The following is a 21,435-nucleotide window of genomic DNA, read 5'->3' as shown; positions in this document are numbered from 1 at the left end:
CATGGAACGCGACCAGCGCCGCCACAAGGAGGACTACCGCCACCAGGAACCCGGGCGTCATGGGCTTCCTGCTGCAAACGCCACAAGACGGGACGACCACACCCTGCCTGCCACGGTCAGCAGCAGGCCAACCGTCAGCGTTGCAACACCGAGGATGTTGCCGAGCAGGATGCCCAGTGGATCAACACCCAACGCCATTCCCAATCCCAAGCCAAGGACCGGGAGCCACGACAACAGCCGGACAGTGGCCTTGGGCCCGGCCAACGCCGTCTGGCGGGCGGCTTCGGCATCCTCTTCAGCTTCCAGTTGGGCCGAAAAGCGCGTCAGCAGGTCCGCCAGTGGGCAGCCGCTGATCTCCGCCACATCGAGGCAAGCCGCCAACTCCACCCAAATGCGGCGCTCGACGCCGCCACGCGGCGGATAGGCGGCGGCAGCCTTCTTGCGAATGGCTTCGGCCGGCGAGTTTCCCACTGCCGAGGCTGCCCGTGCTGCCGCGAGCACCTTGATGGCTTGTTCGGAGAGAGTGGCCGGCCGCGGGGAGCCTGCTGCCTGTCCGCGGCCAGTGGTCCTTCGTGCAGCATCATGCACCAACCACAGCTCATCCCATAGCTGCGATGGACCCCGGCCGCCCCGCAGCAGTGCGGCGAGCTGCTGGACCACAACCACCATGGAGACCTGCCGTCCCCTGGGTGGCCGCCCGCCTACCGGTGCAAGACGGAACCCCCGACGGCGACGGGCGGGCTCATCCGGGCCCGACAAACGTTGGAAGAGCCTTCGGGCTGCCGACCGCGGCGGACGCAGTTGAAGCCATGCAGCCAACGCGAGAACGAGGAACAGTGCCATGATCATTCATCCCCGTTGAAAGCGAGCCTGGCCGCCAGGAGTGGCCATGCCGGCCCCCGCTCCAGTCCGTCGGGTTTCGATGTCAGCGCGGGCAGGACCTTCTGCGACCCTGCAGCATCCACGAGCACGCCGATGGAAGCCACCCTGCGGCCGGCACTGCTCCGCTCAACGTGGATCACGACGTCAAGAGCGCTGGAAACCTGCAAGCGGACGGCCTCTGCGTTCAGGCCAGCGAGCGCCCCGAGGGCAACCAATCGCGCTGGTACTGCCTCAGCTGTGTTGGCGTGGATGGTTCCCCCACCACCTGTGTGTCCGGTGTTGAGGGCAGTCAACAGTTCGCGGACTTCAGCACCCCTGCATTCGCCGACGATCAGGCGGTCCGGCCGCATGCGCAGTGCTTGACGCACCAGTTCACCGAGATCCAGCGCGCCTCCGCCTTCAAGGTTCCCGTGGCGGGACTCGAGGGTGACCACGTGAGGATGGACAGGATTCAGTTCGGCCGCGTCTTCTATCAACACCAGGCGTTCCGAGGGGTGGCTCAACCCCAACAGGGTGGACAGGAGGGTTGTCTTGCCGGATCCCGTGGCCCCGCTGACCAGGAAGCTCAGGCGTTGGGCCACGATGGCCCGCAAAACCGCCTCAATCTGTTCGCAAAACATTCCGCCCAGCCGCAGCTCCGTGAGGCTGAAATTCTCCTCCCGCCGGATGCGTATGGACAGCAGCGTCCCCGCTGTGGAGATCGGCGGGAGCACGGCATGAACCCGATAGCCCCCTTTAAGCCGGACGTCGACGCACGGGGAGCCATCGTCCAGTCGACGTCCCCCGGCCGCTACCAATCTGGCAGCCAACGACCTGACCTGCTGTTCGGCGTCGAACCGGACGGTTGAGCGTTCCAGTCCGTTTCCCCTGTCCAGCCACACGTCCTCGGGGCCGTTGACGAAGATGTCCGTTATGCCTGGATCCTGGGCCAATTGCTGCAGGGGACCAAGGCCATTGAGCTCGGCATTGATGGATTCGGCAGCCTCGAGGGCTCCAGCCGCTCCGAGCAGTTTGCCACTGGCTTGGACTGCCGCCGCCACAGTCGAGGGCGTCACTGGACCGTTGCCTGCCAGCACGGATTCCCGGACGGTTTCAAGAAGCACGGAGTCGAGTCTGCGTTGTTGTCTCCTGCGGCTCCCGCCAAGCGCCGGGCTGTTCACGAACGCCTTCCTTCCAGGTCCAGGAGACCCCCAGCGAATCGCGTTACGGGCCGCCGGTGACCCATATCCAGCAACCGGCCAAGTTCCGTTGCACCCGCGACGCCCCGGAGCGCCGGGACGGTCCCCGCGAGCGGAATGCCCAACGAATCGGCAATGACCTGGGCGTCGACGGACGCAGCAGTCCCTCCGCGCACAAGCAAGGCCGTGTCCCCCGGTGGCAACTCGTTGAGGGTCCGTGAAGCGGCCACGGCTGCCTTGAGGTGCGGCGTGGTGAGCAGGAACATCTTGTCGCAGTCCCACGCAAGCGATCTGAGGGCTTGAATACTTCGCCCAACGTCCACCACAACAAGTTCAAAGCCCCGGCGGGCCGCATCCATGACCGCAGCAACCGAGGCAGGGTCCGGCAGCGGAATCGAATCCCGCGCGCCGGGCCAGGACAAGAAAGTGAAGCCTCCGGCAACCGGAAGCGAATCGCGGAACTGGGCGGAATCGATGCTTCCCCGCGTCGCGGCGAAGTCGGGCCATCGGAGTCCCGGAAGATCCTGGTCCGTGATGGCCAGCTCCAAGCCACCTCCCCAAGGATCGCCGTCGATCAGGAGCGTGCCCGTTCCGAAGGCCGCCGCGGTCTGCGCCAACCAGATGGCCGTTGTGGTGGCACCGGCCCCTCCGCGACCACCCACGATGCCAAGGACCGTGCCCCCGGGTTCCGGCGCGACTGAGAGGCTCAGGTGTTCAGCGAGCCACGAAGCGGCTCCCGGCAGCACCGCCACGCGTTCGGCGCCGAGGGCAGCTGCGAGTTGCCACAATCCCTCGCCCTCCGCTGCGCGGCCCAAAAGCACTGCCGGGGCGCGCCTGCGTGGTGGAAGCTCCCGGACATCGCTGCCCACCAGCACAACATCAGCTGTGTCCCAACCGTGGATTGCCTCTTCCACGCCCTCGGCAATCTGCAGCGTTCCGCCCGAAGCGGCGACAATGCGCCGTCCTTCTTCCTGCAGGTACGGCTCGGCCGTGACCAGCAGGATGTCCGCTGTGTTCCCTGGAATCCATGAAGTGTCCGCCCCTTCGCTGTGTCGCTGTCTCTTTCCCGGATGCTTGCCCATGAAGCCACTCTGGTGACCAGCGGCGGAGGAAGTAAGCAACAAGGACCTCCATGTGGACAAACGCTGAAAGGCCAAGGGTGTGGAGGAACAGTCAGGCCGCAGGACACGGCAGAATGGAAACCATGTATTTGCTGCTCGCCTCCCACCAGGACGGCGCAGCCATACAAAGAATCTCCCCCTCCGGAAAGCCCACGGCTGACGCCCGCCTTGTCAGCCGTGGTGAGTTGCCCGGCGTCGTGCGCGAACTCGAAGTCCAGCGGCCCCGCTGGGTCTGGAACCGGGCCCAGGACTGGTATCCCGGGTTGCTGGCCGAGGGTGTGGAGTTGGAACGCTGCCATGACCTGGCCCTTTGTGGCGCCATCCTGGCCAATTCCGCGGTCACGGTCCACACGGATTATGCCAAGAGCGCGGAAAAACTCGTCCAGGACGATGACACCGTGCCTCCCCGGACACTGCTGCCCCCGTCACCGCCCGCAGAGCAGGACGCGCTCTTCGATGACATCACGCCCGTCGGCGCCGGGTTGGCGGAGCTAAGGAACGAGTTCGCAGCGCAACAAGCCGCCGTGGCCGATGTGCCCGGGGAGCAGAAGCAGCGCTTGCAGCTCCTGCTGGCGGCCGAATCGGCCTGCGCCATCATTGCGGTGGAAATGCAGTTCGCCGGCGTCCCCTGGCGGGAAGAGCTCCACGAACAGATCCTGCGGGATGTCCTTGGCCCGCGGCCACCGTTGGGCCACCGGCCACCCGCGCTCGAGCTGCTGTGCACCGAATTGCGGCAGATCCTGAAGTCCCCCACACTGAATCCGGATTCGCCCCAGGACCTCATGCGCGCCCTGCACCGGAACGGCATCGAGGTGAAGAGCACGCGGCAGTGGGAACTCCAGCAGTCGACCCATCCAGCCATCATTCCCCTGCTCGCCTACAAGAAGCTTTCCCGGCTGCACACCGCCAATGGCTGGGCATGGTTGGATGCGTGGGTTCGCCATGGCCGCTTCCACCCCGAATATGTGGTGGGCGGCGTGGTGTCCGGACGATGGGCGTCGCGCGGTGGCGGTGCCCTGCAGATCCCGAAGAACATCCGCGCAGCGGTCCACGCGGACCCGGGTCACAAGCTGATTGTGGCTGACGCATCACAGCTTGAGCCGAGGGTCCTGGTGGCCTTGGCCCAGGACACCAAAATGGCTGAGGCCGCCCGGGACAAGGACCTGTACGCCGGTATTGCCGCCCAGGGCTTCGGTGGTGACCGGCAGAAGGCCAAGGTGGCTCTGCTTGGCGCGATTTACGGCGCCACCACGGGTGAATCCGGGCGGCTCATGCCGCAGTTGGCGCGCACCTATCCCCGGGCAGTGGGATTCGTTGAACAGGCGGCCCGCGAGGGCGAAGCCGGACGCACGGTCACCACGAGGCTGGGACGCAGCAGTCCAGCGCCGTCTCAAGGCTGGTTGCGCAGCCAGCAATCGACGACGGCGGAGGAGCAGCGCCGCGCAGACAACCTGGCCCGCTCCCGGGGCCGCTTCACCCGGAACTTCGTGGTCCAGGGATCCGCAGCAGAGTGGGCCGCGTGCTGGCTCGCGGAATTACGACGGCGGCTGCGCACTTTGCGTGCGGAAGGGTCACCCTCCGGGGAACTCGTCTTCTTCCTGCACGACGAAGTCATGGTCCATGCACCGGATGAGGCCGTGGATGCCTGTGTCGCGGCCATCGAGGAGTCCGCGAACGCCGCGAAAGACCTCATGTTCGGGCGCATACCCGTCGAGTTTCCGGTGAGCATCGCCGTCGTCGATTCCTACGACAAGGCGAAGTAGCCACCCGCTTGCCCGTCCGTGGCGGCGGCGGGAAACTGTCCCCATGGGCTCGGAAATCCGGGATTCCCTGGATACGTATGTGGCCTTCCAACTCGCGGAGCTGGAGGGTTGCCTGCCTCTGGTTGCCTCGGCGGACCAGGAAGCCGTCCATGAAGCGCGCCTCGCCCTGCGTCGGCTGCGTTCCGTACTGTCCTGCTACGGGCGCCACCTTCCGCCGGTTCCGGCGGGCACTCGGAGGGACATCCGGTGGCTGGCACAATCCCTCGGGGAAGCCCGCGACCACTACGTGTTGTCCCAACGGATGACGTTGTGGCTGGACGCGCCTGTTACCTGGGAATCCGGGGACGCCCTCCGAAATGCCGTTTCCGGGCTCGTGGACAGCAGCAACAACATTGCCCGGCGTGTGGCCGCGGAGCCACGGGCCAGGGAAACCTTGGACGCCGCTGCGCGTGCCATCTTTCCCGAGCCCATTCCGCAGGACGAACGCCGTGCTCCCAACCTTGGCGCCGCCGTCGTCCTGCTCCAGGAAGCTTGGGTGACGGCGCAGGGAAGTCTCGGAAGGGCAGCGGCCGCCGGAACGGGGCGGAACGAAGAACTCCATCAGGCCCGGAAGGACATCAAGGGTCTCCGCTATGCGGTGGAAGCCATCGCCGGCGCCGCGGGCGGCGCTCTTGCCGCCATCATCCAGGCCGCGATGACCCTCCAACGGGCGCTCGGCGAGCAGCACGACAGTGTGACCAGCCTGGCCTGGTTGGCGGGTTTGGCCGGGCGGCCCGGGCTGGCGGCTTCGGACCTTCAGGAGCTGGGACTCATGGAGCAGCGGCGCTTGGACCAGGCCGAAACGACCGTTCGGGAAGCACTCCGGAACTCGCCCATCCCCGAGCCGCGCCACGCGTTCCCGGATGGAAAATCTTCCGGCACACTAGCCTTCCACCCGCCTCCCGGCCAGTCACATAGCGCTTTGTGATGGAGAATGACCGTTCCGTGACGGGTACCCGGAAGTAACTTTAATTCGTTCCTCCTTCTGGATACGGTCTCTGTGTGGCGCACGGCACACGTGCACACGCGACGCATGCAATGACGCATTGACAAGGGGGCAGCAACGATGGCTGGCAGGTTTGAAATTCTTAAAGACAGCGACGACGCTTACCGGTTCCGCCTCACGGCGGCCGATGGCACGGTAGTAGCCGAATCACCCACGTTCAAGCACCTCAAGGGTGTGGTGGATGGCATCAACGCTGTCCGCGAGAACGCGGCGACAGGCCTGATTGTCGACCGTTCGACGGCGGCCCGCAGGGCAGCCTGAACGCGCGCCTTTGGTGCCCGGCTGGGCGGATTAAAGGTCGACGTCGTGCAGCTTGCCTTCGTCCCACGGGACCGTCCAGCCGAGTTCGTCGAATAGCCCGCTGAGCACCATTCCCGTGAAGCCCCAGACCAGGAGTCCGTTTACGGTGAAGCCGGGGCTGGTATACGTTCGTCCGAAGCGGCTGATGGTGGCGGTGACCCGGTTGACTGGATCCAGCAGGTCCCGCACCGGCACACGGAAAACCTGGGCGGATTCGGCGTAGTCCACCACCCGGACCGGCGACGGAGCATCCCACCAGGCCACTACCGGCGTTACGCGGAAGTTGCTGCGGATAAGCCCCAGTTCCCGGATCACGCCCAGCACCCGTACGCCTTCGACATCCAGGCCGGTCTCTTCGACGGCTTCGCGCAAGGCCGCAGCCACCACTGATTCGTCCTCGGGGTCAACGCTGCCGCCGGGAAAAGCGACCTGGCCCGGGTGGTCATCCAAGGTGTGGGCCCGTTCAAGAAGGAGGACGTCCAGGTCTGCCGGTGCAATGGGGCGCTCGGACTCGGCGGGAGTGTTGTCCAGCTTGCCGAAGAGCATCAACACGGCTGCGACCCTGTTGGTCTCCTCGCTGACCGGCAGCTTGGTCCAGTGCTCGGAAGTCCCCCCATCACCCGCTTCATAGCGGGCCACCAGCGCGGACAGGTCCTCAAACGCCGTCAACGGGCCTCCTTTGTGATTCCATGCGGATCTCCGCCGCGCGGTGTGTCTCGGCCAACAATCGCTCAAGCAGCGCCTCGCTTCCGGGGGCGAGCTCGTACTTGAGGAGCTTGGCGGCCTTGACCGGGTCCGTTTCGCCATCACCATAGCTGGGGCAGAGGCTCGCGACCGGGCAGGCCCCGCACGCTGGTTTCTTGGCATGGCAGATCCTGCGGCCATGGAAGACCACCCGGTGGGACAGCATGGTCCAATCCCGTGGCTCGAACAGCTCGGCGACGTCGAACTCGATCTTGACGGGATCGTCCGATTCCGTCCAGCCAAAGCGGCGTGCCAGCCTGCCGAAGTGGGTGTCCACCGTAATGCCGGGAACCCCGAAGGCGTTCCCAAGGACCACATTGGCCGTTTTGCGCCCGACGCCGGGCAAGGTCACCAGGTCCTCAAGCCTGCCCGGCACCTCGCCGTCGAACTCATCCACCAGCCTCGTGGAGAGGGCCAGGACGTTACGGGCCTTCGCTCGGAAGAAGCCCGTGGGCTGGAGGATTGCTTCCAGCTCAGTGGGGTCCGCCTCAGACAATGCACGGGCGTCCGGGTACCGGGCAAAGAGAATCTTGGTGACCTGGTTGACCAGGACATCGGTGGTCTGGGCGGACAACACCGTGGCCACCACCAGCTCGAAAGGATTGCGGAAATCCAGCTCGGCGTGGGCATACGGGTACTTCTCCGCAAGGACCCTGTTGATCTTGCGGGCCCGACGCTTGACTGCGAGCGGTGAACCGGCGTTGGCGATGGCCACGGCGTCCGCCTAGCCGCGTTCGATGTTGCTGAGTTCCCGCAGGACCCCAACCTTGCCGTCGGTGTCCTGCACCAGGAACTCATGTCCACGGTCTTCGAGGGCCAAGACCCACCCGCCGGGCTCGATCACGAACGCGGGGGCACCTGTCCGTTCATCGAAGGCGGTCCGGGGCTGGCCTACGGCAAACCAGAAGGCTTCGTAGTGCGGAGCATCATTGGACTCCTCGGGGCGGCTCGCTGGATCCACCGTGGCGCCGATGGAGTCGCTGACTGTCCGGGTATCACCGGAGACGATCGGGGTGGCCATGGTGGCCGCCCACGAACGCTCGCTGGAGGGCTGCTGCGGGGCCTCTTGGGCTGCCGCCGGCTGGGCCTGCTGATTCGCGGCTGGCTGCGCTGCTGTCTCGGGCTGGCTTGGCGCGGCTGGCTGGCTGGTTGCGGCGGCCTGATCCGCGGCTGCCGGCTGCTTGGCCTGCTGGGTGGTGGCAGGTTCCTGGGCTGACACAGACTTTTCGTCCTGACCTGACGCATTTTGCGGAGCGGCTGGCGAAGCTTGGACGACGGACGGGGACTGCGTAGCCGGCGAGGCCTGGTATGCCGCAGCACCGGTGCCCGCTGCGGCCGGCGCGGGTGCTGCAGCCGATGCAGAAGGTGCCGGCGCGCCTGGCGACTGGGCGGCCGGTGATGCAGAAGCCTGCGGCCGTGCGGAAGGCGTCGCTTGCGGGGCACCCACTGAAGTCCCGGCAACACCTGGAGCGGCCGGGTGAACCACTCCGGAGGTTCCGCCCTGGTTCGGAGCCGCGGATGAATTACGGAAACCCGGGATGGAGAATCCGGGGGAAGACTTACCTTCCTTGGGCGCCTTCGGTTCTTTGGGAGCGGACGGCTTGCGCGTGGGCACGGCGGCCTGGCGGGCCACGAGGTGCGCCGGGGTTTCGGCGCGTCCCTTGAAGTCGGCGGACAGGAACGGCAGGTGGGGGCCAAGGACGGTCGCGGCGAGGAGACCGAGGGAACCGATCAGCCCGAGCAGTACGCCGCCATTGAAGGAATCAGCGATGGTCAGGAAGAACAAGGGAAGGGAGAACGCAGCCGTTACGGAGGCGAACTGGTCAATCGACAGGGAACCCACGCGAACGATGGTTCCCGGCTGCAGGCGGCGAGCCACGAACAGTGCCGCGACGATCAGCGGCAGGATGATTCCCAACAGCAGGAAAAACAGGTTGCCCAGGTTCCAGAGGTTGTAGCGCCCACCAAACATCGGCAGCAGCGACGCCACAAACATCAACAGCACGGAGCCGAACACGGTGAGGTCGCGGACGGTGAACGGGCCAACAACGGCGTCAAACGTGGCCGGCGCACCCGAGGCATTCTGGTTGCCTGATGGGGTGGCGGTTCCAGCCTTGGTGTCCGGTCCCGCTGCCTGTGGTTGGTTAGGGCCTGGTCTCAGCTGGTTCATCTCTATCTCCTTCGTGCGGCGTCGCCTTGGACAGTCCGGACCGGTCATCCGCAGCTTGCCGCGGCACAACCTGACACGCCTCTGGGCGTCCCCAAGACTTATTCAGCCTATGCCACCCCACAGACAGTCTTCTAGCTGAAACAGGCCCTGCGGCTTCGCCCTCAGCTAACTCCAAGGTGCCTTACAGTCAGGCATCGGAAACTGTGACGCCCGACGACGGAAGCGGGTACCGCCGTCGTCGTCATGTAAGCGGTTCCTCGGCGCCCGAGGCACCATTCGGCGCCAAAACCGTACCGCTCGCTGGCGGGTTTGTGACCACGCACACGTAGGACCTCCCAAAGCGATAGTGTTGAGGGCGGACACACTGCGGCACGGTTCGCGAGGCCCAAGCACGACGCCGGAACCCGGCTCAGGCGCGGACCTCTCGGCGGTGCCTGCGCGGCAAAGATCGATGAATGATGAGGTTCACCATGTCCCAGGACACCAACGGATCCACGGCCACCGCTGCAACGTCGAGCGGACAGGCACCACATGTCGAGGCCCTTGAAAACCTCCTTCATGAGAACCGCAAGTTTGCGCCGTCGGCTGAATTCGCGGCCGACGCGGTGGTAGGCGCTGATGAGTACGCCAAGGCCGAAGCTGACCGGCCGGCTTTCTGGGCCAGGCAGGCCCGTGAGCTGCTGAGCTGGGACAAGGACTTCACGGACGCGTTGGATTGGTCCAACCCGCCGTTCGCCAAGTGGTTTGTTGGTGGCGAGGTCAACGCCGCGTACAACGCACTGGACCGTCACGTGGAGAACGGACTCGGCGACCGGGTGGCGATCTACTTCGAGGGCGAACCCGGCGATACCCGTACCTATACCTATGCCGAACTGACCGAAGAGGTGAAGAAGGCCGCGAACGCGTTTGAGTCCCTCGGCGTGGCCAAGGGTGACCGCGTGGCCGTGTACCTGCCGATGATCCCCGAGGCCGTGATCACGCTTTTGGCCTGTGCCCGGATCGGTGCCGTGCATTCGGTGGTGTTCGGTGGGTTCTCCGCCGACGCGCTGCGCTCCCGCATCGAGGATGCCGAAGCCAAGCTCGTGGTCACCGCTGACGGTACGTACCGCCGCGGCAAGCCCTCCCCGCTCAAGCCCGCTGTGGACGAAGCCCTCTCCAAGGAAGGCCACACCGTGGAAAACGTTGTGGTGGTCAAGCGCAACGGCCAGGACGTGAACTGGGTACAGGGCCGCGACCTCTGGTGGGACGACACGGTGGGCGCCGCTGGGACTGAACACACCGCCGTCGGGCATGACTCCGAGCACCCGCTGTTCATCCTGTACACCTCCGGGACCACGGGCAAGCCCAAGGGCATCCTGCACACCACCGGCGGGTACCTGACCCAGGCGGCGTACACGCACAAGGCCGTGTTCGACCTCCACCCCGAGACGGATGTTTACTGGTGCACCGCCGACGTCGGATGGGTCACCGGCCACTCCTACGTCACCTACGCCCCGCTCATTAACGGCGCCACGCAGGTCATGTACGAGGGCACGCCGGACTCCCCGCACCAGGGCCGCTGGTGGGAGATCGTGGAGAAGTACAAGGTCTCCATCCTCTACACCGCGCCCACCGCGATCCGGACGTTCATGAAGTGGGGCCGGGACATCCCCGGCAAGTACGATCTCTCCTCCATCCGCGTCCTCGGATCCGTGGGCGAACCCATCAACCCCGAAGCATGGATGTGGTACCGCGAGGTCATCGGCGGCAACGGCGGCACCAAGAAGAACCCTGCCCCGATCGTGGACACGTGGTGGCAGACCGAAACCGGCGCGCAGATGATCGCACCGTTGCCCGGCGTCACGGCTACCAAGCCGGGCTCGGCGCAGGTTCCGCTGCCCGGTATCGCCGTGGACGTGGTGGACGAGAACGGCGCGTCCGTGGCCAACGGCGAGGGCGGCTACCTCGTGGTCCGCGAACCCTGGCCGTCCATGCTGCGCGGCATCTGGGGCGACCCGGAACGGTTCAAGGACACCTACTGGTCCCGGTTCGAGGCCATGTACTTCGCCGGCGATGGTGCCAAGAAGGACGAGGACGGCGACGTCTGGCTCCTGGGCCGCGTGGACGACGTCATGAACGTCTCCGGTCACCGCCTCTCCACCACGGAGATCGAGTCCGCGCTGGTCTCGCACCCGTCCGTCGCTGAAGCAGCCGTGGTCGGGGCCGCGGACGAGACCACCGGCCAGGCCGTCGTCGCGTTCGTCATCCTCCGCGGTGACGCCGCGAACAACGGCGACGAAACCGTCCTGGAACTGCGCAACCACGTAGGCAAGGAAATCGGTCCGATCGCCAAGCCCAAGCAGCTGCTGATCGTTCCGGAACTGCCCAAGACCCGCTCGGGCAAGATCGTCCGCCGCCTGCTCAAGGACATCGCAGAAGGCCGCGACACCGGAGACGCCACAACCCTGGCCGATCCCTCGATCATGACCCAGATCGCGGAATCGCTGCGGAAGTAGCGTCCCGGCCGTTATTGGAGCCCGACGGCGCCGCCCACCACCCGAGGTGGGCGGCGCCGTCGTCGTATGTACCGTCCGTGAACGGCAGCGCGGCCTAGACTGTAGCCAGACTCAAACCCTGACGAGGCTCTCCAGAAAGGTCCTGATGCTTCAGGCTGCACGCCACTCCGCCATCATCGATGCCGTCCAGCGCGAACGCGTGGTGCGCGTCTCGGACCTCGCCCAATTGCTGGGCGTCTCCCCCATGACCGTGCGGCGGGACATTGAAGCGCTGGAGGAAATCGGCCGTGTTGAGCGCATCCACGGCGGGGCCAAGCTTCCCGGCGATGCCAGCACCCACGAACCTGGCTTCGAGCTCAAGTCCACGCAGCTGACGGCAGAGAAGCACGCAATCGCCGTGGAGGCGGCCTCGTTGGTGCAGGAAGGGATGGCGATTGGCCTCAGTGCCGGCACCACCACTTGGGCGCTGGCGCAGGAACTCGTCCACGGACCGCGGATCACGGTGGTGACCAACTCGGTGCGGATCGCTGACCTGTTCCACCACGGTTCGTCCTCGGGGCCTGGGCGCTTTGGTTCCACGGTCATCCTCATCGGCGGCGAGCGCACACCCTCCGATGCCTTGGTGGGGCCGATTGCCACCTCTTCGCTCAAGCAACTGCATTTGGACGCCTTGTTCCTTGGGGTCCACGGCATGGATGCCCAGGCAGGTTTCACTACGCCCAACCTGCTGGAAGCCGAAACCAACCGGGCGTTCATGTCCTCGGCCCGCAGCACGGTGGTCCTGGCGGATCACAGCAAGTGGGGCGTGGTGGGCATCGCCTCGATCGCTGCCCTGGACGAGGCCGACGAGCTCATCACGGACTCCTTGCTCGGCGACGATGCGCGCACGGTCCTGGAAGAGAACGTGGCCAAGCTCAGGATCGCCGGGCTACCCAAGTAAGTAGCAGATAACGTCGTCGAGCATGGACTCCTAACCCCACCCCCGGACGCTCTCTCACGTAAACACCCCTTCCCGCCGACGCTCTCTCACCGGCTGTGAGGGCGGTGAGAGAGCGTCGGGTCCAAGGGGCAGTTACGTGAGAGAGCGTCAGGGGCAGCCGCAGGATTGGCGGATGATCAGCTCGGTCGGCAGGATGCGGTGCTCGCGGTTGCCGCCGCGGCCCTCCCCAACCAAGGCCCGCACGGCAGCCTCGGCCATGGCGTCGACCGGCTGCGCAACGGTGGTCAGGGCCGGCCAGCTGTATTCGGAATCGATGGAGCCGTCGAAGGACACCAGGGCCATGTCCTCCGGTACCTTCACACCTGCTTCGTGGAGCGCCCGAAGGATGCCGATGGCCTGCATGTCATTGGAAGCGAAGATAGCCGTCGGCCGGTTTTCCATGGAGAGGAACCGTTTGCCCACCTCGTAACCGCCCGGACGGCTGAACGGGCTGTGCAGCATGGGCCCGTCGGGCAATCCGGCATCGCGCAGGGCCCCGAGCCACCCCACTTCGCGGCCGTCCAACTGGTTGCCCGTGTTGGTGCCGATGGCCAGGCCAATCGAACGGTGACCGTGACCGATCAGGTGTTCAACGGCCGCACGTCCGCCTGCTTCCAAATCCACGCCGACGCTGGTGAAGCCGGGAGGCGAACCTGCGTTGTTGAGCAGCACGGACGGGATTTCCGATGCTTCCAACTCTCCAAGATCGGGATCGAAGACGCAGCTCGCCAGGAAGACGCCGTCCACCTGCCGCGCGGCAAGGTTCCGGATGTTTTGGCGTTCCTTGCTGAGGCTTCCGTCAGAGTTGGCAAGAACCGTGCCGAATCCAAGTTCTGCAGCAGCGTCCTCCACGGCATGGGCCAACTGCGTGAAGAAGGGGTTGGTGTTGTCCGGGACAATGACGCCGACCGTTTCACTGGAACCCAGCTTCAGGGCCCGGGCCGCGGCGTTGGGCCGGTATCCGAGGACACGGATCGCGTCGCGCACCTTCGCTTCCGTCGCCGGGGCCACGTTCTTGGGCCCTCCGTTCACCACATAACTCACGACGGCGGTACTCACCCCGGCGTACCGGGCCACGTCTTTTCGGGTCACCGGTCCGCGCGGGGTTTGTACAGCTGATGTGGTCATGGGGTAAATGCTAGCTACATCGCAGGGGCATCGCCGAAGTCGCGGATGGGCAGGCGTTCGCCACCACGGAGGGCAGATTCGTGGGCCACGATCCCGGGGAGGGTGTAGCGGGCAGCGACCCAGGCATTAACCGGCGGGAGCGAATTCTTGTTCACCGCGGTGACGAAATCATCCACCAGGAACTGGTGGCTGCCTTCATGGCCATTGGGCGCGCCAAGGAACTCCTGCGGCAGGCGGGCGTGATCGTGGACCGGAGCCAACCCGGAGATGAAGGCATCCCGGAGCTCAGGTGCGACGTCAGCCAGCGAGGGATCATCCGCCGACATGGTGGGCTTGGTTTCCACTTGCTCGGAGACATCGGTAACTGTGGATTTGTCCTGCCACACGGTGGTGGTGGCGAGCTGCTCGAAGCTGGCCTCGGTGCCGAAGAAACGGAACCGGGATTCGCGGATGTGGGACGGGTATCCGACGCGCCGCATCTCATTGGTGCGCATCGCGCCGCCGTCGTTCATTTCGAAGAGGGCCGTCGCATTGGAGAAGTCGTTGCCGAACATGCTGACGTCCTTGTCGAAGACGCCATCGTTCCGCTGGTCCTTGACGCCGATACAGCTGACGCTGACTGCGTGGCAGGGTACGGCACCGAGAACACCGCCGATGGCGTGAGTCGGGTACAGCATGGGCGGGTAGCTGGCGGTTTCCTTCCAGCGCTCTCCGCCGCTGTACTGGTAGGCGTCGTAGAACCCGAGGTCCATGTCGTGGACGTAGTCGCCCTCGGTATAGAAGATGCGGCCGAACTTGCCGGCTTCCTGCTGCTTCCTTGCGAACACGGTGGCGGGGTTGTAGTAGCTGGTTTCGCCCATCATGTACACGAGCTTGGTCTCGCGGACCGCCTCGATAACGCGGGCGATTTCGTCCTCGGAGATGGCCATGGGCACGGCGGAGTAGACGTGCTTCCCGGCGCGCAAGGCACGCTCCACCAAAGGACCATGGGTCCACCGTTGCGTGAAGATGGCGACAGCATCGACGTCGGACTCCAGCAGTTCCTCAAAGGAGGCCATCACGCCGTCCAGACCCCAGCGTTCCTGCGCCGCCGCCGCGCGCTCTGGCAGTTCGTCCACGGCATAGACCTCGCTCACGCCCGGGTGGAGCTTGAAGAGATGAGCGAACTGGCTGCCGAACTGGCCTGCGCCGAGGACACCGATCGAAAACGTCATTGTTTGCCTTTCTTGCAGCTGCTTGCGGCAGCTTCTTGTGATGGCCCTCACGGGATTGCGTACGAGTCTGGCACCGAAATCTACACGAGTCAATATTTCTCACAGAAACGAACATTTTCCTCCAGTAACTCTTGCCAACCCAAAATCTACTCGTGTAGATTCAGATTCTGTTGTAATCCACATCACAGCAAGAAAAGAGTCGACGATGACCACGCTCACCAAGCAGCCGGGCAGCGCATCAGAGCGCTCACGGCGAAGCCAAGGGCCCAAGAACGCACCCGCCAAACGCAGCCTGGCCAGCCGCCTGGGAGACCTGAGGATCGCCATCCTCTTCATCCTCCCGGCCGTCGTCGGCTTCGTGGCGTTCTTCCTGATCCCCACCATCCGCGGCATTTACCTGAGCTTCACCGAGTACAGCATCCTCGGCGAACCCACATGGATTGGTATCAAGAACTACACCGCAATCTTCGGAGACGAACTCTTCTGGAATGCCATGGGGGTCACGCTCCAGTACGTCGCACTGAACATCGGCTTCCAAACAGTGATCGCCCTAGGCTTGGCCCTGCTGATGCACAGGGTGGCCAAGTCCACCTTCATCCGTGGCGCCCTCCTGCTGCCGTTCCTGGTGGCCAACGTGATCGTCGCCCTGGTCTGGTTCTGGATGCTCGACTACCAACTAGGCATCGTGAACGAAATCATGAGCTGGATTGGCCTCCCCCGCGTGGCCTTCTTCGGCAGCGAACAATGGGCCATCCCCACCATCGCTTTCGTCAATGTGTGGCGGCACATGGGCTACACGGCACTCCTGATCTTCGCAGGCCTCCAAGCCATCCCGAACAATCTCTACGAAGTGGCAAACCTCGACGGCGCGTCCCCCACCAGGACGTTCTGGAGCGTCACCATGCCGCTGCTTCGCCCGGTGCTGGTCCTGGTCCTGGTTGTCACGGTGATCGGTTCCTTCCAGGTTTTCGACACCGTTGCCGTCACCACCAACGGCGGACCGGTCAACGCATCGCGCGTGATCCAGATGTACATCTACCAAAAAGCCTTCGGTGAATCCGACTTTGGCTACGCCTCAGCACTCTCCGTGATCCTGTTCGTCATTCTCGCCCTGGTCGCCTTCCTGCAAATGAAGTTCCTCAAGGGCAGCGAATCGGACCTGGACTAACCAGGACCCGGAGCTAAGGAATCCCACCATGACTACTACAGCCCTGCCCCGCAAAACGTCCCGCAAGAAGCCCGTCAACTGGCGCCGCCTGGGCGCCTGGGTGCTGGTCGCCGTCGCGCTTGCCGTCACCATCGCACCGTTCCTCTGGATGCTGCGCACCGCACTCTCCAGTAACAATGCCCTCGCCGCAAATGCCGGTAACCTCCTGCCGGCCGACTTCAGCTGGGGCGCCTTCAGACGGGTACTCGGCCTGCAGACCACCGAGGAGGCCATAGCTGACGGTGGTTCCGGTGCCGCCATCAACTTCTGGCTCTACCTGCGCAACTCCATCATCTTCGCCACCATCACCACTGCCGGGCAGGTGTTCTTCAGCGCCATGGCTGCCTATGCCTTCGCCCGGCTGCGCTGGCCCGGACGGAACAAGGTGTTCGGCCTTTTCCTCACCACCATGATGGTCCCGCCGATCTTCACAGCACTGCCCAACTTCCTCATGATCAAGAACCTCGGCCTCCTCAACACCATGGCCGGCATGACTCTTCCGTTCCTGTTCATGACCCCGTTCGCGATCTTCTTCCTCCGCCAGTTCTTCCTCGGCATGTCCCGCGAGGTGGAGGAAGCGGCAATGCTCGACGGCGCCAAGCACCTCAGGATCTTCTTCCAGATTGTGCTTCCCAACGCCGCAGCCCCCATCGCCACGCTCGCGCTGCTCACCTTCATCGGGCAGTGGAACGAGTACTTCTGGCCGCTGCTGGTGGGCCAGGACGAGAGCGTCCGTGTACTGACTGTCGGCCTGAGTGTCTTCAAATCCCAGTCACCCCAAGGCGCGCTCGACTGGTCCGGCCTCATGGCTGGAACCCTGGTGGCTGCGCTGCCGATCTTCATTCTCTTCATCGCCTTCGGCAAGAAGGTTGTGAACTCCATCGGATTCTCCGGAATCAAGTAACTCCCCCGTATGAACACTGAAAGGTCCGTCATGAAGAAAACCCTCGGCGTCGCCGCTGCTGCCGCGGCCATAGCCCTCTCCCTGTCCGCGTGCGGTGGATCCAGTACCGGGTCCTCCGAGGCCAAAGGCGAAATCAACTACTGGCTCTGGGACGCCAACCAGCTCCCGGCCTACCAGCAGTGTGCCGACGACTTCACCAAGGCCAACCCGGACATCAAAGTGAAGATCACCCAGCGCGGTTGGGACGACTACTGGACCACGCTGACCAACGGCTTCGTGGCCGGAACAGCCCCGGATGTCTTCACCAACCACTTGTCCAAATATCCCGAGTATGCAGCAAAGAAGCAGCTGTTGTCCCTCGACGAGGCTGTGGAGAAGGACGGCATCAAGCTCGATCAGTACACCAAGGGCCTCCCGGAGCTGTGGGTGGGCCAGGATGGCAAGCGCTACGGACTTCCGAAGGACTGGGACACCGTTGGCCTGTTCTACAACAAGGCCATGACGGACGCCGCCGGCATCTCCGCCGAGCAAATGGCCAACCTCGACTGGAACCCGAAGGACGGCGGCAGCTACGAGAAGGCGATCGCCCACCTGACAGTGGACAAGAATGGCAAACGAGGTGACGAGGCAGGCTTCGACAAGAACAACGTAGCCACCTACGGACTCGGACTCACAGGCAGTGGTTCCGGGCAGGGCCAGACTGAGTGGAGCTTCCTGACCGCAACCACCGGATGGACGGCTACTGACAAGAACCCGTGGGGCAGCAAGTTCAACTACGACGATCCCCGGTTCCAGGAAACCATCGCGTGGTGGGCCGGACTCATCAACAAGGGCTACATGCCCAAACTGGAAACCACCGTGGGCGCCAGCATGCCGGACAGTTTCGGCGCAGGAAAAGCTGCCATCAACACCAACGGCGACTGGCTGATCGGCCAGTACAAGACCTACAAGGGCATCGAGACGGCCATCGCCCCGACTCCCAAGGGCCCTGACGGCAAGCGGGCTTCCATGTTCAACGGCTTGGCCGACTCGATCTGGGCCGGCACCAAGAATCCCGCAGCGAGCGTGAAATGGGTTGAGTACCTGGGCTCCACCGCCTGCCAGGACGTCGTCGCCAGCAAGGCCGTGGTCTTCCCGGCCATCAGCAGCTCCTCCGACAAGGCCGCCGAGGCATTCAAAGCCAAGGGCACGGACGTCTCCGCCTTCACCACGCACGTGAAGGACGGCACCACGTTCCTCTTCCCGATCGCGGACAAGGCCGCCAAGGTTGACGGCATCATGAAGCCGGCCATGGACGCTGTGCTCTCCGGCAAGAAGCCCGCCTCTTCCCTGACCGAGGCCAACAACCAGGTCAACGACCTCTTCAAGTAACCCTTGCCAGGCCCGCTCTGCGCGTTATTTCGCTCGCAAAGCGCGTAGAGCGGGCCCCACAACGTTGGAAATGAGACGTCACGAATGAACCCGCTCCACCTCCGCTCGGCCGGCACCAGCCTGGTCATCAGCACCCACCGAGGGGAAGCCGAGATTTCCCACTGGGGAGCCGATCTTGGCGACACCCTCCCGGACCTGGCCATCCTCAACGAGCCCATCCCGCCGTCGTCGGCCGACACCAACGTCCCGGCCGGGCTCCTCCCCCAGGTTTCCTCTTCGTGGCAGGGCCGGCCGGGGCTTCGCGGGCACCGGATCACCGACGGTGTGCCCGGCTTTGATTTCTCAGTTCGCCTTCGCGTGGTGAGCGCGACAGCGGACGGCACTTCAGCGGAAATCGTCCAGTCCGATACCGACGCCGGCCTGTCGGTCAGCACGCATCTCACCTTGCACCCGGGCGGGCTGCTGGAACTGCGCCATGCTCTCACCAACGACGGCACGTCGCCTTTCCAAGTGGACGAGTTGGCGACGGTGCTCCCGGTGGCGCCCGACGCCGTCGAACTTCTGGACCTGACCGGCCGCTGGTGCCGTGAGCGGCACCCGCAGCGGCGGGCGATCCAGCAGGGCACGTGGGTCCGGACCGGACGGCACGGACGTACCGGTCACGATTCCTCGCTGCTCTTCGCCGCCGGGACCGCCGGCTTCGGGAACCGTCACGGCAAGGTGTGGGCGACGCATCTTGCTTGGAGCGGGAACCATGAGCAATTCGCGGAGCGGGTGGGCGACGGCCGCACCATGATCGGCGGTTCGGAATTGCTGGGACCGGCGGAGGTGGTTCTGGCGCCCGGGGAAAGCTACACGACTCCCACGCTGTTCGCAGCCTACTCGGATCGTGGCCTGGACGGCATCACCGAGGCTTTCTACAGCTGGTTCCGTGCGCGTCCGCACCACGTTTCGGCTCCCCGCCCTGTTGTCCTCAACACCTGGGAAGCCGTGTACTTCGACCACAACCTGGAAACGCTCATCGAGCTGGCTGAGTCCGCAGCGGACCTCGGCGTTGAGCGGTTCGTGCTCGACGACGGCTGGTTCCGTGGGCGGCGCGACGACCACGCCGGGCTGGGCGACTGGTTTGTGGATGAGTCCGTGTGGCCCGAAGGACTCACACCGTTGATTGACGCCGTTACCGCGCACGGGATGCAATTCGGGCTCTGGGTGGAGCCGGAAATGATCAGTATCAACTCGGACGTGGCGCGGGCGCACCCGGAGTGGATTGTTGGGCCGTCCCGTTCCACGCACAAGGAAGGTGGCCGGTTGCCGGTCGAGTGGCGGCACCAGCACGTGATCGATCTGGTGAATCCGGAAGCATGGCAGTACGTTTTCGACCGGATCGATGCATTGCTCCGGGACAACAACATCAGTTACCTCAAATGGGACCAGAACCGCGATCTCCTGGAGCACGGGCATGACGGCCGGGCGTCGGTGCACGCGCAGACGTTGGCCGCCTACCGCTTGTTCGAGGCCCTCCGCAAGGCACACCCCGGCGTGGAAATTGAAAGCTGCTCCTCCGGCGGCGCCCGCGTGGACCTCGGGATCCTGGAACGGACGGACCGCGTGTGGGCTTCGGACTGCAACGATGCCCTGGAACGCCAGACCATCCAGCGGTGGACCGGGATGGTGGTTCCGCCGGAACTGGTGGGCGGGCACATCGGTCCCTCGACGTCCCACACCACGGCCCGCACCCATGACCTGTCTTTCCGCGCCATCACTGCCTTGTTCGGCCATTTCGGGATGGAGTGGGACGTCCGTTCCGTCACCGGGGCCGAGCGGGAGGAACTCAAGCGGTTCATCGCCCTGTACAAGGAGCACCGGGGCCTCATCCACAGTGGAGGGATGGTCCGTGCCGATACCCCCGACGAGTCGCTGATGGTTCACGGCGTGGTCGGCTCAGAGCACGACGGCGGCACACCGGCTGGCGGAGTTGCGGCCCTTTTCGCTGTGGTCAAGACCCGGACGTCGTTCGCCGAGCAGGTGGGGCGCGTGGCGTTCCCGGGGCTCGACCCACTGCGTTCCTATCGGGTGGAGCTTCTCTTCCCGACTCCCGCTGACGCCGATTACGGGCACACGGTCATTGAGGCCCAGCCCGTGCCGTGGCTGGCTTCGGGCGCAGAGGCTTCCGGACGGTTCCTTGGCGAAGTCGGGTTGCCGATGCCCGTGCTGCACCCGGAGCACGCCATCCTGCTCCGCTTCACAGCCCTCTAACCCTCGTTACCAAACACCCGCTTCAGCCGGACGCTCTCTCACCAAAACACCCCTGTGAGCCCGACGCTCTCTCACCAAAACACCCCTGTGAGCCCGACGCTCTCTCACCGGTTCAGGTCAGACCGTCTCCGCCAGGTAATCGATGGCCAGCTTGTACCCCAACACGCCCGCGCCAACGATGATCGCCTTGCACACGCCGGAGAGGTACGAGTGGTGACGGAACTCTTCCCGCTGGTGCACGTTGGTGATGTGAACCTCGACGGCTGGCAGCTCTACAGCCGCCAGCGCGTCACGAAGTGCTACGGACGTGTGCGTGAAGGCCCCCGCGTTGATGACAATTCCAACGGCGCTGCCTCGCGCTGCGTGGATTGCGTCCAGGAGGTCACCCTCGTGGTTCGACTGGACGCAATCCACCGTGAAGCCATGCGCCTCGGCTGCGGACAGCGCAAGCTGTTCAACATCGGCCAGCGTAGACGTCCCGTACTTCTCCGGCTCGCGTGTGCCCAGGAGGTTCAGGTTGGGACCGTTGATAACGAGGATGGTGCCGCGACCGGCTTCAGTGGCTTGAGTCATGGCTCTCAATCTATAGGGGTGAGAGAGCGTCCGGGAATTACGCCCATTAGGTGAGAGAGCGTGGCCGCAAAACACCCACTATGTGAGAGATGGTTAGCCCGAACG

Annotated in this window: 18 protein-coding genes; 9 read left to right on the top strand and 9 right to left on the bottom strand. The window is 64.7% G+C overall.

Going from position 1 to position 21,435, the window contains the following annotated elements:
* Positions 1 to 57 precede the first annotated feature (57 nt).
* From ACFVSJ_RS23005 to ssd, 3 genes are read right to left on the bottom strand one after another with little or no spacing between them, the layout of a single operon-like run.
* Positions 58 to 849 (bottom strand): hypothetical protein, encoded by a 792-nt coding sequence (locus tag ACFVSJ_RS23005; RefSeq protein ID WP_387439431.1) that lies wholly within the window; start codon positions 847 to 849, stop codon positions 58 to 60.
* Positions 846 to 2,042, bottom strand: coding sequence for a TadA family conjugal transfer-associated ATPase (locus ACFVSJ_RS23000; protein ID WP_387439430.1), 1,197 nt, complete (start codon positions 2,040 to 2,042; stop codon positions 846 to 848). The genes ACFVSJ_RS23005 and ACFVSJ_RS23000 overlap by 4 nt, the downstream gene beginning before the upstream one ends.
* On the bottom strand, positions 2,039 to 3,142 hold the full coding sequence (gene ssd, locus ACFVSJ_RS22995) for a septum site-determining protein Ssd (RefSeq protein ID WP_387439429.1): 1,104 nt from the start codon (positions 3,140 to 3,142) through the stop codon (positions 2,039 to 2,041). Before ssd ends, ACFVSJ_RS23000 begins: the two co-directional genes overlap by 4 nt.
* A gap of 122 nt (positions 3,143 to 3,264) precedes the next feature.
* Here ssd and ACFVSJ_RS22990 point away from each other — a divergent pair, with 122 nt between their 5' ends.
* From ACFVSJ_RS22990 to ACFVSJ_RS22980, 3 genes are all read left to right on the top strand, one after another.
* Positions 3,265 to 4,944: a bifunctional 3'-5' exonuclease/DNA polymerase gene (locus ACFVSJ_RS22990; RefSeq protein ID WP_387439452.1), complete on the top strand. Its 1,680-nt coding sequence runs from the start codon at positions 3,265 to 3,267 to the stop codon at positions 4,942 to 4,944.
* 43 nt (positions 4,945 to 4,987) lie between these two features.
* Complete coding sequence (locus tag ACFVSJ_RS22985) at positions 4,988 to 5,911, top strand: CHAD domain-containing protein (protein ID WP_387439428.1); 924 nt, start codon at positions 4,988 to 4,990, stop codon at positions 5,909 to 5,911.
* 138 nt (positions 5,912 to 6,049) lie between these two features.
* Positions 6,050 to 6,250: a YegP family protein gene (locus ACFVSJ_RS22980; protein ID WP_387439427.1), complete on the top strand. Its 201-nt coding sequence runs from the start codon at positions 6,050 to 6,052 to the stop codon at positions 6,248 to 6,250.
* A 30-nt stretch (positions 6,251 to 6,280) separates the two neighbouring features.
* Here ACFVSJ_RS22980 and ACFVSJ_RS22975 read toward each other — a convergent pair whose 3' ends face one another.
* The 3 genes from ACFVSJ_RS22975 to ACFVSJ_RS22965 are packed head-to-tail and all read right to left on the bottom strand — an operon-like array spanning position 6,281 to position 9,203.
* A complete protein-coding gene (locus ACFVSJ_RS22975) occupies positions 6,281 to 6,958 on the bottom strand; it encodes an NUDIX hydrolase (protein ID WP_387439426.1) in 678 nt (225 codons plus the stop codon).
* On the bottom strand, positions 6,945 to 7,748 hold the full coding sequence (gene nth, locus ACFVSJ_RS22970) for an endonuclease III (RefSeq protein WP_387439425.1): 804 nt from the start codon (positions 7,746 to 7,748) through the stop codon (positions 6,945 to 6,947). The genes ACFVSJ_RS22975 and nth overlap by 14 nt, the downstream gene beginning before the upstream one ends.
* Positions 7,749 to 7,757: 9 nt before the next feature.
* Positions 7,758 to 9,203, bottom strand: coding sequence for a hypothetical protein (locus ACFVSJ_RS22965; protein WP_387439424.1), 1,446 nt, complete (start codon positions 9,201 to 9,203; stop codon positions 7,758 to 7,760).
* Positions 9,204 to 9,673: 470 nt separating this feature from the next.
* Between ACFVSJ_RS22965 and acs the strand changes: the two genes are divergently transcribed.
* Together acs and ACFVSJ_RS22955 are read left to right on the top strand one after the other, a co-directional pair.
* A complete protein-coding gene (gene acs / locus ACFVSJ_RS22960; protein ID WP_387439451.1) occupies positions 9,674 to 11,698 on the top strand; it encodes an acetate--CoA ligase in 2,025 nt (674 codons plus the stop codon).
* Positions 11,699 to 11,843: 145 nt separating this feature from the next.
* Complete coding sequence (locus tag ACFVSJ_RS22955; protein ID WP_387439423.1) at positions 11,844 to 12,638, top strand: DeoR/GlpR family DNA-binding transcription regulator; 795 nt, start codon at positions 11,844 to 11,846, stop codon at positions 12,636 to 12,638.
* Between the two features lie 147 nt (positions 12,639 to 12,785).
* Here ACFVSJ_RS22955 and ACFVSJ_RS22950 read toward each other — a convergent pair whose 3' ends face one another.
* Both ACFVSJ_RS22950 and ACFVSJ_RS22945 read right to left on the bottom strand, forming a co-directional pair.
* Entirely contained in the window at positions 12,786 to 13,805 is a 1,020-nt protein-coding gene (locus ACFVSJ_RS22950) for a LacI family DNA-binding transcriptional regulator (protein WP_387439422.1), read from the bottom strand.
* 14 nt (positions 13,806 to 13,819) lie between these two features.
* A complete protein-coding gene (locus ACFVSJ_RS22945; protein WP_387439421.1) occupies positions 13,820 to 15,019 on the bottom strand; it encodes a Gfo/Idh/MocA family protein in 1,200 nt (399 codons plus the stop codon).
* Between the two features lie 205 nt (positions 15,020 to 15,224).
* Here ACFVSJ_RS22945 and ACFVSJ_RS22940 point away from each other — a divergent pair, with 205 nt between their 5' ends.
* The 4 genes from ACFVSJ_RS22940 to ACFVSJ_RS22925 all read left to right on the top strand — a co-directional run bounded on the left by ACFVSJ_RS22940 (position 15,225) and on the right by ACFVSJ_RS22925 (position 20,757).
* Positions 15,225 to 16,187 (top strand): carbohydrate ABC transporter permease, encoded by a 963-nt coding sequence (locus ACFVSJ_RS22940; protein WP_387439420.1) that lies wholly within the window; start codon positions 15,225 to 15,227, stop codon positions 16,185 to 16,187.
* A 28-nt stretch (positions 16,188 to 16,215) separates the two neighbouring features.
* Entirely contained in the window at positions 16,216 to 17,130 is a 915-nt protein-coding gene (locus tag ACFVSJ_RS22935) for a carbohydrate ABC transporter permease (RefSeq protein ID WP_387439419.1), read from the top strand.
* Between the two features lie 30 nt (positions 17,131 to 17,160).
* Positions 17,161 to 18,501 (top strand): ABC transporter substrate-binding protein, encoded by a 1,341-nt coding sequence (locus ACFVSJ_RS22930; protein ID WP_387439418.1) that lies wholly within the window; start codon positions 17,161 to 17,163, stop codon positions 18,499 to 18,501.
* A gap of 84 nt (positions 18,502 to 18,585) precedes the next feature.
* Positions 18,586 to 20,757 carry an alpha-galactosidase gene (locus ACFVSJ_RS22925; protein ID WP_387439417.1) on the top strand — a complete coding sequence of 724 codons (2,172 nt, stop codon included), beginning with the start codon at positions 18,586 to 18,588 and terminating at the stop codon, positions 20,755 to 20,757.
* 117 nt (positions 20,758 to 20,874) lie between these two features.
* Here ACFVSJ_RS22925 and aroQ read toward each other — a convergent pair whose 3' ends face one another.
* Positions 20,875 to 21,330, bottom strand: a complete 456-nt coding sequence (gene aroQ / locus ACFVSJ_RS22920) for a type II 3-dehydroquinate dehydratase (RefSeq protein ID WP_387439416.1) — start codon at positions 21,328 to 21,330, stop codon at positions 20,875 to 20,877.
* Positions 21,331 to 21,435: the final 105 nt, after the last annotated feature.

Origin of the sequence: Paenarthrobacter sp. NPDC058040, from assembly GCF_042885775.1 — a bacterium.
Classification (GTDB): Bacteria; Actinomycetota; Actinomycetes; order Actinomycetales; family Micrococcaceae; genus Arthrobacter.
The sequence above is the reverse complement of the archived record's forward strand: the minus strand, read 5'-3'. Positions and strand labels throughout refer to the sequence as shown.

Bases quoted from the DNA above. Each gene is read 5' to 3' on its own strand.
- ACFVSJ_RS23005 (WP_387439431.1), bottom strand. From the start codon at position 849: ATGATCATGGCACTGTTCCTCGTTCTCGCGTTGGCTGCATGGCTTCAA.
- ssd (WP_387439429.1), bottom strand. From the start codon at position 3,142: ATGGGCAAGCATCCGGGAAAGAGACAGCGACACAGCGAAGGGGCGGAC.
- ACFVSJ_RS22990 (WP_387439452.1), top strand. From the start codon at position 3,265: ATGTATTTGCTGCTCGCCTCCCACCAGGACGGCGCAGCCATACAAAGA.
- ACFVSJ_RS22985 (WP_387439428.1), top strand. From the start codon at position 4,988: ATGGGCTCGGAAATCCGGGATTCCCTGGATACGTATGTGGCCTTCCAA.
- ACFVSJ_RS22980 (WP_387439427.1), top strand. From the start codon at position 6,050: ATGGCTGGCAGGTTTGAAATTCTTAAAGACAGCGACGACGCTTACCGG.
- ACFVSJ_RS22965 (WP_387439424.1), bottom strand. From the start codon at position 9,203: ATGAACCAGCTGAGACCAGGCCCTAACCAACCACAGGCAGCGGGACCG.
- acs (WP_387439451.1), top strand. From the start codon at position 9,674: ATGTCCCAGGACACCAACGGATCCACGGCCACCGCTGCAACGTCGAGC.
- ACFVSJ_RS22955 (WP_387439423.1), top strand. From the start codon at position 11,844: ATGCTTCAGGCTGCACGCCACTCCGCCATCATCGATGCCGTCCAGCGC.
- ACFVSJ_RS22950 (WP_387439422.1), bottom strand. From the start codon at position 13,805: ATGACCACATCAGCTGTACAAACCCCGCGCGGACCGGTGACCCGAAAA.
- ACFVSJ_RS22945 (WP_387439421.1), bottom strand. From the start codon at position 15,019: ATGACGTTTTCGATCGGTGTCCTCGGCGCAGGCCAGTTCGGCAGCCAG.
- ACFVSJ_RS22940 (WP_387439420.1), top strand. From the start codon at position 15,225: ATGACCACGCTCACCAAGCAGCCGGGCAGCGCATCAGAGCGCTCACGG.
- ACFVSJ_RS22935 (WP_387439419.1), top strand. From the start codon at position 16,216: ATGACTACTACAGCCCTGCCCCGCAAAACGTCCCGCAAGAAGCCCGTC.
- ACFVSJ_RS22930 (WP_387439418.1), top strand. From the start codon at position 17,161: ATGAAGAAAACCCTCGGCGTCGCCGCTGCTGCCGCGGCCATAGCCCTC.
- ACFVSJ_RS22925 (WP_387439417.1), top strand. From the start codon at position 18,586: ATGAACCCGCTCCACCTCCGCTCGGCCGGCACCAGCCTGGTCATCAGC.
- aroQ (WP_387439416.1), bottom strand. From the start codon at position 21,330: ATGACTCAAGCCACTGAAGCCGGTCGCGGCACCATCCTCGTTATCAAC.